A 16,221-nucleotide genomic window follows, 5' to 3' on the forward strand; every position below is an offset into this window, starting at 1 on the left:
CGCGCCCGCGCCGGGCGGAAAGATCGAAGTGCTCGCATGGCGATCACGCTCCCTTCTTCGTGCGGCGTTCGGTCGGCTGGGTGACCCGGTCGAGCATGAGGCCGAGGCACACGATCGCCGCACCGCCGACGAGCCCGGTCGCCAGGTCGCCCTGGGCGAGGCCGAACACGACCTCGTAACCGAGCGCGCCACCGCCCACGAGACCGCCGATGATCACGACGGCGAGGACGAGGACGACACCCTGGTTCACGGCCAGGAGCAGAGCGGGCCGGGCCAGCGGGAGCTGGACCTGGCGCAGTTGCTGCCCGCTCGTCGCGCCCATCGACCGGGCCGCCTCCATGGCGGCCCCGTCCACCTGGCGGAGCCCCTGCGTCGTGATGCGGACGACGGCCGGCAGCGCGTAGACGACGGCGGCGGCGACCGCGGGGGCGCGGCCGACGCCGAACAGCGCGACCACCGGGATCAGATACACGAACTGCGGCATCGTCTGGAAGACGTCGAGCACGGGCCTGAGCAGGCGCGCGAGTCGCTCACTGCGCGCCGCCGCGATCCCGACGGCGAAGCCGACGACGAGCGTCACGGCGACGGCCGCGAGCACCTGCGACAGCGTGTCGAGCGACGGCTTCCACACACCGAGGACACCGATCGCGGCCATGGCGAGCACGGCCGTCACGGCGGTGCGCCAGGTGCCGATCAGCCAGGCCAGCGCGGCGACGATGAGGAGCACGGACCACCAGGGCAGCCATTGCAGCCCGTCGCGGATCGGGTCGAGGACCCAGGTGGTGAAGTGGCCGGCCCAGTCGGCGGTTCCGCCGATGTAGGGGACACCGGAGTAGAGGTGGTCGGTCATCCAGTCGACGGCGTTGTTGACCGGGTCCGCGATGTTCACGGTCCACGCGTCGGGCCAGTCGATCCGGTCCGCGAGGCGGCCCACGAGGGCGACGACCACGGTGAGAACGGCGGCGACGATCCAGCCGTACGCGCCGTACAGACGGCGGCCGTCGGGTTCGGCGTCGCCGAGCCGCTCCCCCGCCGCGGCCGTCGTACGGTCCAGGATCACGGCGAGCAGCACGATCGGGATACCGGCCGCGAGGGCCGCCCCGACGTCCACGGAGGCCAGTGCCTGGTACACGCGGTCACCGAGGCCGCCCGCACCGATCACCGACGCGATGACGGCCATCGAGAGCGCCATCATGATCGTCTGGTTGATCCCGAGGAGGAGTTCCTTGCGGGCGAGCGGAAGCCGGGCTGTGAGGAGCCGCTGGCGCGCGGTCGCGCCGAGCGAGGCGACGGCCTCCATGACTCCGCCGTCGGCGCCTCGCAGGCCGAGCGCCGTGAGGCGGGCCATCGGCGGAGCGGCGTACACGACGGTCGCGAGGACGGCCGCGGGGACGCCGATGCCGAACACGAGGACGACCGGCAGCAGATACGCGTACGCGGGAAAGACCTGCATCGTGTCGAGGACGGGCCGCAGCGCCCGGTACGTGCGGTCGGAGAGTCCGGCCGCGAGTCCCAGGAGCATGCCGAGCACGACCGAGGCGAGGACCGCGACGACCATCAGCGCGAGGGTCTGCATGGTCGGCACCCACATGCCGAACAAGCCGCACACGAGGAACGCGGCGACGGCGGCCGCCGCGAGCTTCAGGCCCGCGACGCGCCAGGCGATGAGCCCGGCCGCCGCGGTGACGCCTGCCCAGCCGGCCGCGAGGAGCACCAGGTAGACGCCGCGCACGCTCAGGACGACGGCGTTGCTGATATGGCCGAAGAAGTAGAGGAACAGCGGGTGGCTGTCCCGGTTGTCGATGATCCAGTCACTGGTCTTGCCCAGTGGTCCGGTCAGGTCGACGGTGAGCGCGTGCGGCCAACTTCCGCTCGCCCATTGGGCGTTCACGATCGGTACGAGGACCGCCGCGACGACGGCGAGCAGCAGAAGCTTGCCGAGGGCGCGGTTGCGCAGGAGCGCGCCGAGGCGCGGCGTGTCCGCCGCGGGGGCGGTGGCGGTACTGGCGGCGGCCATCAGGCGACCTCCCCACCCGGCGGCGTAACGGTCCCGGGCGCGGGCACGTCGGCCACGGCCGCATCGGAAACGGAACCGGAACCGACCCCATCAGCCACGGCCGCACCGGAACCGGAACCGGAGGCGCCGCCCGAGTCACCCCCGGCCACACCCTCTCCCTCGGAGACCCCCTCTTCCCCGGAGGTCCCCTCCGTCCCCGCGACCACACCCAGCAGCCGCGCATGGTCCAGGACTCCCAGGCACCGCCCGTCGTCCATGACCCGCACCGGGAACCCGGTCCTGGCGACCGCCTCGATCGCCTCCGACACGGTCGCGCCGGGCACGATGGCGGGGCCGCGGTCCTGCTCGTCGGGGTCGGCGGGCCGCATCGCGCTGCGCACGGTCATGACCTGCTCGCGCGGCACGTCCCGGACGAACTCGCGTACGTAGTCGTCGGCGGGCGAGCCCACGATCTCCTCGGGCGTGCCCAGCTGCACGATCCGGCCGTCACGCATCAGCGCGATCCGGTCGCCGAGCCGCAGCGCCTCGCTGAGGTCGTGCGTGATGAAGACCATGGTCCGGCCCTCCTCGCGGTGGAGCCGGATGACCTCCTCCTGCATGTCGCGGCGGATCAGCGGGTCCAGGGCGCTGAACGGCTCGTCGAACAGCAGCACTTCGGGATCGACCGCGAGGGCGCGCGCGAGCCCGACACGCTGCTGCTGACCGCCGGACAGCTGCCCGGGTCGCCGCTGCTCAAGACCTTCGAGGCCGACCTTCGCGACCACCTCCGCCGCCTTGGCGCGCCGCTCGGCGCGGCCCACGCCCTGGATCTCCAGGCCGTACGCGACGTTGTCGAGCACGGTGCGGTGCGGCAGGAGCCCGAAGTGCTGGAAGACCATGGCGGCGCGGTGCCGGCGCAGTTCGCGCAGGCGCCCCTTGTCCATGCCGAGGACGTCCTCGCCGTCGATGGATATGCCGCCCGAGGTCGGCTCGATGAGCCGGGTCAGGCAGCGTACGAGGGTGGACTTGCCGGAGCCGGAGAGGCCCATGACGACGAAGACCTCGCCCTTGCGCACATCGAAGCTGACGTCGCGCACGGCGGCGGTGCACCCGGTGCGGGCGCGCAGCTCGGCGGCGCTCAGGCCGGCCAGCTCCGTGTCACCCGGCACCCGGTCGGCCTTCGGCCCGAAGACCTTCCACAGGTTGTTCACGGAGAACACCGGCGAACCCGCCTGCGCGTCCGCCACCTCAGCGTTCGACATCGTGTTCGTACTCATCACGCATCACCACCCAGCAGCTCGGCACACTTCTCCCCGACCATGAGCACCCCGATCATCGGGTTCACCGCCGGCATCGTCGGGAAGACGGACGCGTCGGCAATGCGGATCGATTCCAGGCCCCGGATCCTCAACTCCGGGTCCACCACGGCGAGTTCATCATTCCTGGCACCCATGCGACAGGTCCCGGCAGGGTGGTAGACGGTGTGCGCGACCTTGCGCGCGTACTCGCCGAGCTCCTCGTCGCCCACGACGTCGGGCCCGGGGCACACCTCGCGCTTGAGCCAGCCGGCGAGCGGCTCGGTCTTCGCGATCTCGCGCGCGATCCTGATTCCGTCGACCAGCGTCCGGCCGTCGTAGTCCTCCTCGTCCGTGAAGTAACGGAAGTCGAGGGCGGGCTTGTCCTGCGGGTCCGCGCTGGTCAGGTAGAGGCGGCCGCGGCTGCGCGGCTTGGGGATGTTCGGCGTCATCGAGACCCCGTGCTCCGGCCTGACGTAGCCGAGGCGCTCCGGGTTGTCGGTGAACGGGATCTGGTAGAAGTGGAACATCAGGTCCGGCCCGCTCGCCTCCGGATCGCGCTGCACGAAGAGGCCCGCGTCGCTGTCCATGGCGGAGTTGTCGGGGATCGGCCCGTCCGTCTCCCACACGATCACGGACTCGGGGTGGTCGAGCAGGTTCTCGCCGACTCCCGGCAGGTCGTGCAGGACCGGAATCCCGAGCTTCTCCAGGTCGGCCTTCGGGCCGATGCCGGAGTGCATGAGCAGCCGGGGCGTGTCGACGGCGCCCGCGCACACGACGACCTCGTGCCGGGCCTCGACGAGCAGCTCCTCGCCGTCCTGCGTCCGTACGTGGACACCGCGCGCCCGCGTGCCGTCCATCTCGAGCCGGTACGCCCACGTCTCAAGGAGGAGCGTCAGGTTGGGCCGGTCGCCCGACTCCATGTGCGGGTGCAGATAGGCGACGGAGGCGCTGGAGCGCTTGTTGTTCTCCGGGTGGTACGCGAGGTCGAAGAAGCCGACGCCGTCCTTGAAGGGCGCCTTGTTGAAACCGTCCACACGCGGCACGCCCGTGGCGGTCTGCGCGGCGTCGACGAAGTCGCGGGCGATCGCGTTCCGGTCCTTCTCGTCCACCGCCACGATGTTGTTGCGCAGCTTGCCGAAGTACGGGTCCATCGCCTTGTGGTCCCAGCCCTCGGCGCCCGCCGCCGCCCACTCGTCCCAGTCGCCGGGCAGCGGCTTGAACGAGATGAGCGTGTTGTGCGACGAGCAGCCGCCGAGCACCTTGGCGCGGCTGTGCAGGATGTGCGAGTTGCCGCGCGGCTGCTCGGTGGTGGTGTAGCCGTAGTCGAGGTCGCCGCCGAGGAGGCCGAGCCAGCGGCGCAGGGTCAGGACGTCGTCGCGATCGATGTCGCTCGGGCCGCCCTCGATGACGGCGACGGTGACGTCGGGGTTCTCGGTCAGCCGGGACGCTATGACGGACCCGGCGGTGCCGCCGCCGACGACGACATAGTCGTACGTGTTCACGGACTTCTCAGGCATACGTCAACTCCAAGGTTCTGCGCGTAATGGGCGGTGCGAAGTGCGGTGGTTCGGCCCGGCGCAAAGGAAACGGGTGGTCAGCCCGGTGCGAAGGGTGGGCGGTCAGCCCGCGAACCAGCGCACGGGCTTCGGCGCCAGGTTCTGGTAGACGTGCTTGGTCTCGCGGTACTCGGCGAGCCCGGCGGGGCCCAGCTCGCGGCCGATCCCGCTCTTGCCGAAGCCGCCCCACTCCGCCTGCGGGAGGTAGGGGTGGAAGTCGTTGATCCAGATCGTGCCGTGGCGAAGGCGCCCGGCGACGCGCCGCGCGCGTCCCGCGTCGGCGGTCCAGACGGCGCCCGCGAGCCCGTACTCGGTGTCGTTGGCGAGCGCGACGGCCTCGTCCTCGGTACGGAACGTCTCGACCGTCAGGACGGGTCCGAAGACCTCCTCGCGGACGACGCGCATCTCGCGGTGGCACTGGTCGAGGACGGTGGGCTCGTAGAAGTACCCGTCGGCGGGCCGTACCTCACTGGGCTCGGGCCGCTTGCCGCCGCTGCGCAGGACGGCACCCTCGGCGAGGGCCGAGGCCACGTACGACTCGGTCTTGTCGCGCTGCTGGGCGGAGACGAGGGGGCCGCACTCGACGCCGTCCTCGGTGCCGCGGCCGAGCCTGATCTTCTGGGCGCGGCGGGCGAGTTCGGCGACGAAGCGCTCGCGCACGGACTCCTCGACGATGAGCCGGGCGCCGGCGGAGCAGACCTGGCCGCTGTGGATGAAGGCGGCGTTCAGCGCCTGGTCGACGGCGGTGTCGAAGCCTTCCTCGGTCTCGCAGGAGTCGGCGAAGACGACGTTCGGGTTCTTGCCGCCCAGTTCGAGGGCGATCTTCTTCACGTCGGCGGCCGCGGCCTGCGCGACCTTCGTGCCGCTGATCAGACCGCCGGTGAAGGAGACGAGGTCGACGTCCGGGTGCTCGGCGAGCCGGGCGCCGACGGTGCGGCCCGGCCCGGTCACGATGTTGGCGACGCCCGCGGGGAGTCCGGCCTCCGCCAGGAGCTCGATGAGGACCACCGTGGTCAGCGGCGTGATCTCGCTCGGCTTGATGACGAAGGTGTTTCCGGCGGCGAGGGCGGGGGCGACCTTCCAACTGGCCTGGAGGAGCGGATAGTTCCACGGCGTGATCAGGGAGCAGACGCCGACGGGCTCGTGCACGACGACGCTGTGGATCTCGTCGGACCCGGCGTCGACGACGCGCCCGCCGCCCTCTCCGACGACCAGGTCGGCGAAGTAGCGGAAGGCGTCGGCGACACAGTCGACGTCGACGCGGCCCTCTTCGACCGTCTTGCCCGCGTCGCGGCTCTCCAGCAGACCGATCTTCTCCCGGTCTCGCACGAGGAGGTCGGCGACGCGGCGCAGGAGCGCGGCGCGCTCGGCGACGGGCGTCGCCGGCCACGTTCCTTCGTCGAAGGCACGGCGCGCGGCGGCCACGGCGGCGTCCGCGTCCCGCGTGCCGCCCTCGGCGATCAGCGCGAACGGCTGGGCATCCGCCGGGTCGAGAATCTCGCGCGTGGCCCCGGAGGCGGCGCTGCGCCACTCTCCGTCCACAAAAATGCTCTGGTTTTCAGACACGTCCCGTTTTGCCTTCCGTTCCCGAACAGTCCCCCTGAACATCACGGAACTCCCTCTTCAAGCAGAGCCCGCGACGTCGGAAGCCCCTGCCCTGGGGATCGGAAAGCATGCACAACCCGTGGCCGAAAGTGGCCCGCGTCACCGCCTAGATAGCCAATAAGCCCGAAATGTCACCACTGGCGCCGCTACTCGGGGTACATGCCCCGTACAGACATCACCGGCACAGAAATGCCCCGTACAAACACCGCGCCCCCGCCCCTCCGGATCGACCGGACGGACGGGGGCGCGGGTCAGGCCGCGTGCAGATGACTCAGATTGCTCAGGTGACTACAGGTACCTGCGGGACGCGTGGATCAGATGAGGCCGAGCTCGCGGACCGCGGCGCGCTCCTCCTCGAGCTCCTTCACCGACGCGTCGATGCGGGCGCGGGAGAACTCGTTGATGTCCAGGCCCTGGACGATCTCGTACTTGCCGTCCTTGGTGGTGACGGGGAAGGAGGAGATCAGGCCCTCCGGGACGCCGTAGGAGCCGTCCGACGGGATACCCATGGAGGTCCAGTCGCCCTCGGCCGTGCCGTTGACCCACGTGTGCACGTGGTCGATCGCGGCGTTCGCGGCCGAGGCGGCCGAGGACGCGCCACGGGCCTCGATGATCGCGGCGCCGCGCTTGGCGACGGTCGGGATGAACGTGTCGGCCAGCCACTGCTCGTCGCCGCCGATGGCCTCGATGGCCGGCTTGCCCCCGACGGACGCCTGGAAGATGTCCGGGTACTGGGTGGCGGAGTGGTTGCCCCAGATGGTGAGGCGCTTGATGTCCGCGACCGTCGTGCCGGTCTTCTTCGCGAGCTGCGTGAGCGCGCGGTTGTGGTCCAGACGCGTCATGGCCGTGAAGCGGTCGGCCGGTACGTCCGGGGCGGCGGCCTGCGCGATGAGCGCGTTCGTGTTGGCCGGGTTGCCGACGACGAGGACCTTGATGTCGTCCGCGGCGTTGTCGTTGATCGCCTTGCCCTGCGGCTTGAAGATGCCGCCGTTGGCGGAGAGCAGGTCGCCGCGCTCCATGCCCTTGGTGCGGGGGCGGGCGCCGACGAGGAGGGCGACGTTGGCGCCGGCGAACGCGACGTTCGGGTCGTCCGAGATGTCGATGTTCTGCAGCAGCGGGAAGGCGCAGTCGTCGAGCTCCATGGCGGTGCCCTCGGCGGCCTTGAGCGCCGGGGTGATCTCCAGGAGGCGCAGGTTGACCGGCACGTCCGCGCCGAGCAGCTGGCCGGAGGCGATGCGGAAGAGCAGTGCGTAGCCGATCTGGCCGGCTGCGCCGGTGACGGTGACGTTCACGGGAGTGCGGGTCATGGCGTTCTCCGTATGACAGCAGGGCTTTTTTGATCGATCTCTCGGCATCAAGAGATCCGCCCGTCAGGCTATCGCGCCCCGGACCCCCCGCACCTCCGGGTGCGTGTGTGGCCCAGCCCACAGCGGCCCCACTTCCCGCGACTGGACGAGCTGACCGGCGGGAGAGGTGACCGGCGGGAGAGACAACCGGTGCGAGTCGTGACCGGTGCGAGAGGTGACGCAACGGCAGACGGCCGCCTGCTCGGGAGAGGTGGGCAGACGGCCGCCTGTGGGGGGTGCCACTTGGTGACTACTCCCGTGGGGGTACTGCTGCGCCTGCCCCGGTCCGCGGCAGGCATGCCCCCCATTTCGCATTGAATTCCGCGGCGCCTGCGCCACGGCCCCGCGCTGCGCCCGTCTCTACTGTGTGCAGCCCTGCTGACCGGCCTTCAGCGTCGCGCAGGCCTTCGCCTCGCTCGCCTTCGTGACGGCCACCATCGGGGTGTACGCGTCGAAGTCCGCGTCGACCGTGCCCTTCTGCGCACCCGAGCCGCCGGCCTGCTGGATCCGGACCTCGTCGCCCGGCGCCGCCTGCGTGATGCGCGCCCACGCGGCCCCGCACGTCTCGCTGTAGCGGACCTCGATCTTGGCCTGGCCGACGAGCACCGAGTCCGTGGTCCGCGCGAACTCGCCGCCGCAGCCCATCGCCTCGGGGTCCTTACCGGTGCAGTCCTTGCCGCTGCACTGGACGCCCGCGGGCAGTTCGGGCGCGCTGCTCGTCGGCGTCGCCGCCGGCTTCGCGCCGTCGTCCTTGCCGCCCTTGCCCGCGTCCGTGAGATACACGGCCGCGGCGATGACGACGAGCGCGCCCACGACACCCGCGAGGAACATCGTCAGCCGCCGCTTGCGCCGCTGCCGGTCCGGCGAGCCGCCGGTCCCCGGCTGCCCGGCCGGTCCACCGCCGCCGCCCGCGTAATCCCCCGCGTTCGCGTAGGCCCCCGCCCCGCTCGCGTACGGAACGCCTGCCCCGGCCCGCTCCCCCGGGCGGAACCCCTGCTCCCGCTCGCTCCCGTACGGCACCGAGTCCGCCAGGGGCGCCTGCCCCTGTGGCGGCACTCTCGGCGCGACTCCCGCGGGCCCCGCGACGCCGGTCGCGCTGCCGCCGGACGGCCTGGCCGCCGTCCCGCCGGCGCCGTCCGCGCCCCCGCTGCCGTTCTTGCCGTTCTTCGTGGCCGTCGGCCCGAACTCCCCCAGCGCCGCGCGCGCCTGGGAGATCCGTATCGCCTCCATCGTCATGTCGTGACGCATCTCGGAGCGGCTCCAGGCGCGCTCCGCGAGCTCCCACATGGTGGTCAGATGGACCGGATTGGTGCCCGTCACCTCGGCCAGGGACACGATCGCGCGCTTGGGCGCGAGCAGCCGGCCGTTCAGATACCGGTCCCAGGACGTCTTGCTGTACCCGGTACGGTCCGCGACCGCGGCGATGCTCAGACCGCTGCGGTCGACGAGCCTGCGGAGCTGGCTTGCGAACTCCCTGACCTGTGGGTCGAGTTCATCCGGTAGCGCCCTCCAACGAGGCATTACTTCCCCCCCTATTCCCCCCATATGTGCCCTGATCCCCCGCGCCGCGCCGCACCCCTCGCGCTGCCCTCGGCCGGCGTCGGATTCACCGGCCCACTCTGGCTACCCAGTGGGATGCGCGCAGCCAGGATGTCAGTTCCGAAGGCGGGGGCGCACGGGGGCATTCGACAGCGTTCGACCCGCCGGCGTGCACCGTTGCACGGCCGCAGGCCCACGGTCCAGTGTCCCACCGGGGTCCCCCACCCCCGCGCGGAACCCCGAACGCCCCAGCTCAGAGCCCGGGTCGCCCCGGACCGTCCCGATTGCCCACGTCAGACCCGCCGTTGAGACAGTTGGCAGTAAATCCGCGAACTTGTCGATACATCAACACACTTCGACACAGAAGGAATGGCGCATTACGGGAAGCGCCCGGCGGACCGATCGTTGCCGTCCTCGCACACCGTGGCGGAATGGTCACTTCCGTGCCACAGCGGCCCGCTCAACCTTGAAGCCCCCCTGACGCGTCCATGACTCTGATGACCACGGCACGGAGATCTCCACGGCGAGGGCGAAGCCCACGTCGACGACTCCGGCCCCAATGACCGGCGGCGCCCGTCCTCCCTCGGGGGAGAGGACGGGCGCCGCCTTTGTGCGCGCGCTACGGGCGTCAGCTGATCGTGAAGTGCAGCGTGTCGTTCAGGAACGGGATGGTCAGCCAGGGGGCCGGCTGCACCATCAGCGCGAGCAGCACGATGACGATGCCCAGGAACCCGTACGTCAGCATGTCGGTGAACCGGGAGCGGACCGCGAGCATGCCCACGGACGGGAGCGTCCAGCGCAGCACCGCACCGCCGATCAGGGCGACGCCGATCAGCAGCGTCCCGACGCGGAACACGTCGAACGCGGTGAGCAGCAGTCCGACGCCCACCAGCGAGATCACCGCGAGGATCGGCCACTGGCGCGCCGGGGCCGGGGCATCGCCCGGCGCCGCGCGGCCGCCGCCCTCGGGGCGCGCGGTGTCCCTGGTGAAGAGCGGGAACCGGCGCGAGGCACGTCGCGGCTTCCCATCGGCGCCCGGGGCCGACACCGCACCCTCGGCGCCTTCCGGGGTGCCGGTGCCGGCGTCAGCCGACACCGTTGGCGTTCCGTTCGGCGGCCTCGACGACGTTCACGAGGAGCTGGGCACGGGTCATGGGGCCGACGCCGCCCGGGTTCGGGGAGATCCACCCGGCGACCTCGGTGACGCCCGGGTGCACATCGCCGACGATCTTGCCGTTCTCGTCGCGCGAGACGCCGACGTCGAGCACGGCGGCGCCCGGCTTGATGTCCTCGGGCTTGATCAGGTGCGGGACGCCCGCGGCGGCGACGACGATGTCGGCGCGCTTGAGGTGGGCGGCCAGGTCACGGGTGCCGGTGTGGCACTGGGTGACCGTCGCGTTCTCGGACTTGCGCGTGAGCAGCAGCGGCATCGGGCGGCCGATGGTGACGCCGCGGCCGACGACCACGACCTCCGCGCCGTTGATCTCCACGCCGTGCTCGCGCAGCAGCGTGATGATGCCGAAGGGGGTGCAGGGCAGCGGCGCCGGCTCGTTCAGGACGAGGCGGCCGAGGTTCATCGGGTGCAGGCCGTCCGCGTCCTTGGCCGGGTCCATCAGCTCCAGGATGCGGTTCTCGTCGATGCCCTTGGGCAGCGGGAGCTGGACGATGTAGCCGGTGCAGGCGGGGTCCTCGTTGAGCTCGCGGACGACGGCCTCGATCTCCTCCTGCGTGGCGGTGGCCGGCAGGTGGCGCTGGATGGAGGCGATCCCCACCTGGGCGCAGTCGCGGTGCTTGCCCGCGACGTATTTCTGGCTGCCCGGGTCTTCACCGACCAGGACGGTGCCGAGGCCGGGCGTGACGCCCTTCTCCCTCAGGGCCGCCACGCGGGCGGACAGATCGGACTTGATCGTGGCTGCGGTGGCCTTGCCATCGAGAATCTGGGCGGTCATGCCCCCCATCTTCGCGGATGGGACCGCCCCGGTTCCAATCCGGGCGTCCCAGCTTGATCACCGTTGTTGCACTTCCACAACGCATACGGAATGCGGCTGGACAAATAAGCCGCACCTAAAGAACCATGAGCGGCAACAGTGCCGCGGGCAGTACCGGGGGGACGACCGCTCTGTAGAACTTTCCTCCACTTGGTGCCGCGCGTTGTCCCCGCACTAAGGCAACGGAGGAAAAAGCCATGAGTTTCGGCGACCCGAACAACCCCTACGGTCCGCCGCAGGGTCAGCCCGGCCAGCAGCCCGGCTACCCGCCGCAGGCTCCCCAGGCGCCCCAGGGTCAGCCCGGCTACGGGTACCCGCAGGCACCCCAGGGCGTCCCGCCGCAGCAGGGCTACGGCTACCCGCAGCAGCAGGCGTACCCCGGCTACCCGGGCGGCAACGTGATGCCCATGACGATGCCGGGCCTGATGACCACGGCGCGCGTCCTGATCTACATCATGTCCGGGCTGCAGATTCTCGGCGCGATCGCCTTCGGCGTCATCGTCGGTGCCGCGCAGGACGTTTCCAGCAGCGCGGGCGTCGGTGACGACACCGATGGCCTCGCGGGTCTCGGCTTCGCCCTGGTCGGTGTCCTGATCGTCCTCGCGGTACTCGGCATCATCCTGGCCGTGAAGTTCAGCACCGGCGGCAGCGGCGTACGCATCACGACCATCGTGTACGCGTCACTGATGATCCTCGGCGGCATCGTCAACCTGGTGTCCGGCACGAGCAGCGGCGTGTTCAGCGCCCTCATCGCGCTGGTCATCGGCGGCATCATCCTGACCGCCATGGTGAATTCGCAGGCGTCGGCCTGGTTCAACCGCCCGCGTTACTGATCGCTTCACTGATCGCGACACTGCTCGCTTCGCTGACCGCGTCACTGCTCGCGTTCGCGGCGAACCAGGGGTTTCGCGCCCTTCATCCGTAAGGGCCGCTTCCCTCCCGTAAGGGCCGCTCTCTCCCGTCACAAGGGGAGCGCGGCCCTTCGCTGTACCCCTCCCCTACGCTGCTGGGTTGTCCGGCTGGGAGGGGACAGGCTTTTGTACAGCATCGTCGTCGTGCCGCCACTGACCGAACCACCGTGCAGCGACGCACAGTTCAGACTCGCGCCCGGCGAGAGACTCACCTTCGGAAGGTCGGCCGGCAACGGCCTGGCGATCGACCACGAGGGCGTCTCCCGCGAGGCCGGTGAGATCACCGCGCACGGCGCCTTCTGGATACTGAACTGGCCGAGCATGAAGTGGAGTTACTCAGCCGGCTGCGCAGCCCGCGTCTCATCCGCCGGTGGTTGTGCAGGCTGTAGGTATTTGGACTCCATCTCGCGAACAGGGCCGTAAAGCAATCATGTGATTACGGAGAGCATGCAGGAGAAACGCCAGTTCGGGCACCGCGCCCGACTGGCGCTGACACCTGCACAGATCCGGCTCATGGACGACCAAGTTCTACAACAAGGACGGCAGCGCCCGCTGGACGTCGACCGCCTACCAGTCCGGCCGGGCGACGTGGGACCCGATCTGGTCCCTCCAGCCCTGCGGAGCCTGACAGCCGGGCCGCAGTCAGGGGCCACGGGAACGACCGCGGGCCGTGCCTTCTCGGGGGAAGGCACGGCCCGCGGTGGTGTGCCGCTCGCTGGGACCTAGTGGAAGAAGTGGCGCGTGCCGGTGAAGTACATCGTCACGCCCGCCTTCTTCGCGGCCTCGATGACCTGCTCGTCACGGATGGAGCCGCCGGGCTGGACGATCGCCTTCACACCGGCGTCGATCAGGATCTGCGGCCCGTCCGGGAACGGGAAGAACGCGTCCGACGCGGCGAAGGAGCCGCGCGCCCGCTCCGCGCCCGCGCGCTCCACGGCCAGCTTGCAGGAGTCGACGCGGTTGACCTGGCCCATGCCGACGCCGACCGAGGCACCGTCCTTGGCCAGCAGGATCGCGTTGCTCTTCACCGCGCGGCAGGCCTTCCAGGCGAACGCCAGCTCGTCGAGCTCGCCCGCGGACAGCGCGTCGCCCGTGGCGAGGGTCCAGGTCGCCGGGTTGTCGCCGTCCGCCTGGACGCGGTCCGTGACCTGGAGGAGCGCGCCGCCGTCGATCTGCTTCGTCTCGACGACCGCCGACGGGCCCTGGTGGGCGCGCAGCACGCGGATGTTCTTCTTCTTGGTGAGGGCCTCGAGCGCGCCGTCCTCGTACTCGGGCGCGACGATGACCTCGGTGAAGATGTCCGCGACCTGCTCGGCCATCTCCTTCGTCACCGGCCGGTTCACGGCGATGACGCCGCCGAACGCGGACATCGGGTCACAGGCGTGCGCCTTGCGGTGCGCCTCGGCGACGCTGGAGGCGACCGCGATGCCGCACGGGTTGGCGTGCTTGATGATCGCGACGCACGGGTCGTCGTGGTCGTACGCGGCACGGCGCGCGGCGTCCGTGTCCGTGTAGTTGTTGTACGACATCTCCTTGCCGTGCAGCTGCTCGGCCTCCGCCAGACCGCCGGTGCCGTCGACGTAGAGGGCTGCGGCCTGGTGCGGGTTCTCGCCGTAGCGCAGGACGTTCTTGCGCCCGTAGGTCGCGCCGAGGAACTCGGGGAGGCCGCTCTCGTCCGCTGCCGCGTAGCCGTCGGCGAACCAGGACGCGACCGCGACGTCGTACGCCGCCGTGTGCTGGAAGGCCTCGCCGGCGAGGCGCTTGCGGGCGGTCAGGTCGAAGCCGCCGTCGCGGACGGCCGAGAGGACGTCGGCGTACCGGGCGGGGCTGGTGACGACGGCCACCGACGGGTGGTTCTTGGCGGCGGCGCGCACCATCGAGGGGCCGCCGATGTCGATCTGCTCGACGCACTCGTCCGGAGTGGCGCCCGAGGCGACGGTCTCCTTGAAGGGGTACAGGTTCACGACGACGAGCTGGAAGGGCTCCACGCCGAGCTCGTCGAGCTGACGCCGGTGGTCCTCCAGGCGCAGGTCGGCGAGGATGCCCGCGTGGATCTTCGGGTGCAGCGTCTTGACGCGCCCGTCCAGGCACTCGGGGAAGCCCGTGAGCTCCTCGACCTTGGTGACGGGAACACCGGAGGCGGCGATCTTCGCAGCGGTCGAGCCGGTCGACACCAGCTCCACGCCCGCCTCGTGCAGCCCGCGCGCGAGGTCTTCCAGACCGGTCTTGTCGTAGACGCTGACGAGCGCCCGGCGAATGGGCCGCTTGTTGCTCTCGGCGGTCACTGGATAACTACCTTTCGTCCCTCAATGCGATAGCCGTTGCGGGCCAGACGCCCCACGACATCGACGAGCAGCCTGCGCTCGACTTCCTTGATGCGCTCGTGCAGAGCGCTCGCGTCGTCCTCGTCCCGGACCTCGACCACGCCCTGAGCGATGATCGGGCCGGTGTCGACGCCGTCGTCGACGAAGTGGACGGTGCATCCGGTGACCTTGGCGCCGTACGCGAGCGCGTCGCGCACACCATGGGCTCCGGGAAAACTGGGGAGCAGGGCGGGGTGCGTGTTCACGAACCGCCCGCCGAACCGGGCGAGGAACTCCTTGCCCACGATCTTCATGAATCCGGCCGAGACCACGAGGTCCGGCTCGTACGCCGCCGTGGCCTCGGCGAGCGCCCGGTCCCAGTCCTCGCGGGTGGCGAAGTCCTTCACGCGGCACACGAAGGTGGGCAGCCCGGCGCGCTCGGCGCGCTCGAGCCCGGCGATGGAGTCACGGTCGGCGCCGACGGCCACGATCTCGGCGCCGTAACACTCCGCGCCCTCGGCCGCGAGGGCGTCGAGCAGAGCCTGCAGGTTCGTGCCTGATCCGGAGACCAGCACGACGAGCCGCTTGGCCACAGCGAGGGCCTTTCTCGGGAGTGCGTTTGTAGGGTCGCACAAAGGCTTCATGGTTCCCGATACGGGGAACCCTACGAAGCGGTCGACCGTCAGCAACGATACCGGCACATGGAGCGGCCCCCACGGGACGGGGGCGCGGCCGGAAGGTAGCGTCTGTGGCGGATTCGCCACCGAAGGAACGCCGCCCGCTTGCGGGGCGTTCACTTCAGGACGGGCTCGCACGCAGCCGCCGCCACGATCGACCTAGGGGAAGACGCACACCTGATGCCGGACCGAAGCCTCCGCCTGCCGCTGCTGCCCGTCGGCTCGACCCTGTTGCGCGAAGGCCGTCCCACGCCTCCTCCGCCCCAGGACACACCGCCCAAGTCCACCGATTCCTCCAAGAAGTCCTCCGGGTCCTCCGGGTCCTCCGGGTCCTCCGAGGATGACAATCCGTTCGCGCCGCCGCCGGAGGGCTCGCCCGACCGCCCGTGGCAGCCACGCCGCCCCGAGGGCGGTCAGGACGGCCAGGGCGACGGCTCGGGCGGGGACCGGAACCCGTGGGGCGGTCAGTGGAGCGACCGGCAGCCGGGCCGCTCCCAGGGCGGCCACTTCGGCGACCGCCCCGGCCAAGGAGGCGGCCAAGGCGGCGGCCAAGGCGGACCCGAAGGCCCCCAGGGGCCCGGGTCCGGCATGCGCTGGGACCCGACGGACCCGGCCCAGCGCCGCGCGCGCTTCGCCCTGCTCTCCGGCATGTGGGGCTTCTTCTTCGCCCTGTTCAGCTGGCCTTACGTGGCACTGCTGCTCGGCGCGCTCGCCCTGTACTGGGGCATCACGGCCCTGCGCGCCAAGCCCCGCACGCCGAATCCGGACGCCCCGGCCCCCACCGGCCCCGCCGCCGGATCGAAACCGCAGACCACGGCGGCCGTCAGCGGCCTGGTCACCGGCTCCCTCGCGCTGGCGCTGGTCGCCGCCACGTTCACGGCACAGCTGGTCTACAGCGACTACTACACGTGCGTGAACGACGCGCTGACCAGCACGTCCGCGAAGGCGTGCAACGAGAAGCTCCCGAAGGAGCTGCGCACGCTGCTCGGCACGCGCGACTAG

At 70.9% G+C, this 16,221-nt stretch carries 12 protein-coding genes and 1 pseudogene; 3 read left to right on the plus strand and 10 right to left on the minus strand.

The genetic code is table 11. From position 1 onward, the window contains the following. Positions 1-43 precede the first annotated feature (43 nt). From ACIPWY_RS28380 to ACIPWY_RS28415, 8 genes are all read right to left on the minus strand, one after another. Entirely contained in the window at positions 44-2,017 is a 1,974-nt protein-coding gene (locus ACIPWY_RS28380; protein WP_362904313.1) for an ABC transporter permease subunit, read from the minus strand. Further along, positions 2,017-3,273: a glycine betaine/L-proline ABC transporter ATP-binding protein gene (locus ACIPWY_RS28385; protein WP_362904311.1), complete on the minus strand. Its 1,257-nt coding sequence runs from the start codon at positions 3,271-3,273 to the stop codon at positions 2,017-2,019. Before ACIPWY_RS28385 ends, ACIPWY_RS28380 begins: the two co-directional genes overlap by 1 nt. Further along, on the minus strand, positions 3,273-4,811 hold the full coding sequence (locus tag ACIPWY_RS28390) for a GMC oxidoreductase (RefSeq protein ID WP_362904309.1): 1,539 nt from the start codon (positions 4,809-4,811) through the stop codon (positions 3,273-3,275). Before ACIPWY_RS28390 ends, ACIPWY_RS28385 begins: the two co-directional genes overlap by 1 nt. 102 nt (positions 4,812-4,913) lie before the next feature. Then, positions 4,914-6,416: an aldehyde dehydrogenase family protein gene (locus ACIPWY_RS28395; RefSeq protein WP_401535600.1), complete on the minus strand. Its 1,503-nt coding sequence runs from the start codon at positions 6,414-6,416 to the stop codon at positions 4,914-4,916. Positions 6,417-6,769: 353 nt separating this feature from the next. After that, positions 6,770-7,762 (minus strand): malate dehydrogenase, encoded by a 993-nt coding sequence (locus ACIPWY_RS28400; RefSeq protein WP_362904305.1) that lies wholly within the window; start codon positions 7,760-7,762, stop codon positions 6,770-6,772. A 399-nt stretch (positions 7,763-8,161) separates the two neighbouring features. Continuing rightward, positions 8,162-9,322, minus strand: a complete 1,161-nt coding sequence (locus tag ACIPWY_RS28405) for a DUF2690 domain-containing protein (RefSeq protein WP_401535603.1) — start codon at positions 9,320-9,322, stop codon at positions 8,162-8,164. A 646-nt stretch (positions 9,323-9,968) separates the two neighbouring features. After that, positions 9,969-10,436, minus strand: a complete 468-nt coding sequence (locus ACIPWY_RS28410) for a DUF3017 domain-containing protein (protein ID WP_393703462.1) — start codon at positions 10,434-10,436, stop codon at positions 9,969-9,971. Then, positions 10,426-11,289, minus strand: coding sequence for a bifunctional methylenetetrahydrofolate dehydrogenase/methenyltetrahydrofolate cyclohydrolase (locus tag ACIPWY_RS28415; protein WP_100594794.1), 864 nt, complete (start codon positions 11,287-11,289; stop codon positions 10,426-10,428). The genes ACIPWY_RS28410 and ACIPWY_RS28415 overlap by 11 nt, the downstream gene beginning before the upstream one ends. Before the next feature lie 236 nt (positions 11,290-11,525). Between ACIPWY_RS28415 and ACIPWY_RS28420 the strand changes: the two genes are divergently transcribed. Next, entirely contained in the window at positions 11,526-12,161 is a 636-nt protein-coding gene (locus tag ACIPWY_RS28420) for a hypothetical protein (protein WP_362904301.1), read from the plus strand. Between the two features lie 204 nt (positions 12,162-12,365). After that, positions 12,366-12,575 (plus strand): annotated as a pseudogene (locus ACIPWY_RS28425) (FHA domain-containing protein); the annotation flags it as partial. A 386-nt stretch (positions 12,576-12,961) separates the two neighbouring features. Here ACIPWY_RS28425 and purH read toward each other — a convergent pair. Further along, complete coding sequence (gene purH / locus ACIPWY_RS28430) at positions 12,962-14,524, minus strand: bifunctional phosphoribosylaminoimidazolecarboxamide formyltransferase/IMP cyclohydrolase (protein WP_362904299.1); 1,563 nt, start codon at positions 14,522-14,524, stop codon at positions 12,962-12,964. After that, a complete protein-coding gene (gene purN, locus ACIPWY_RS28435; protein WP_362904456.1) occupies positions 14,521-15,186 on the minus strand; it encodes a phosphoribosylglycinamide formyltransferase in 666 nt (221 codons plus the stop codon). The genes purH and purN overlap by 4 nt, the downstream gene beginning before the upstream one ends. Positions 15,187-15,399: 213 nt before the next feature. Here purN and ACIPWY_RS28440 point away from each other — a divergent pair, with 213 nt between their 5' ends. Next, entirely contained in the window at positions 15,400-16,221 is an 822-nt protein-coding gene (locus ACIPWY_RS28440; RefSeq protein WP_393703459.1) for a hypothetical protein, read from the plus strand.

Source organism: Streptomyces sp. NPDC090032 (assembly GCF_044748025.1).
In the GTDB taxonomy this organism is placed as follows: Bacteria; Actinomycetota; Actinomycetes; order Streptomycetales; family Streptomycetaceae; genus Streptomyces.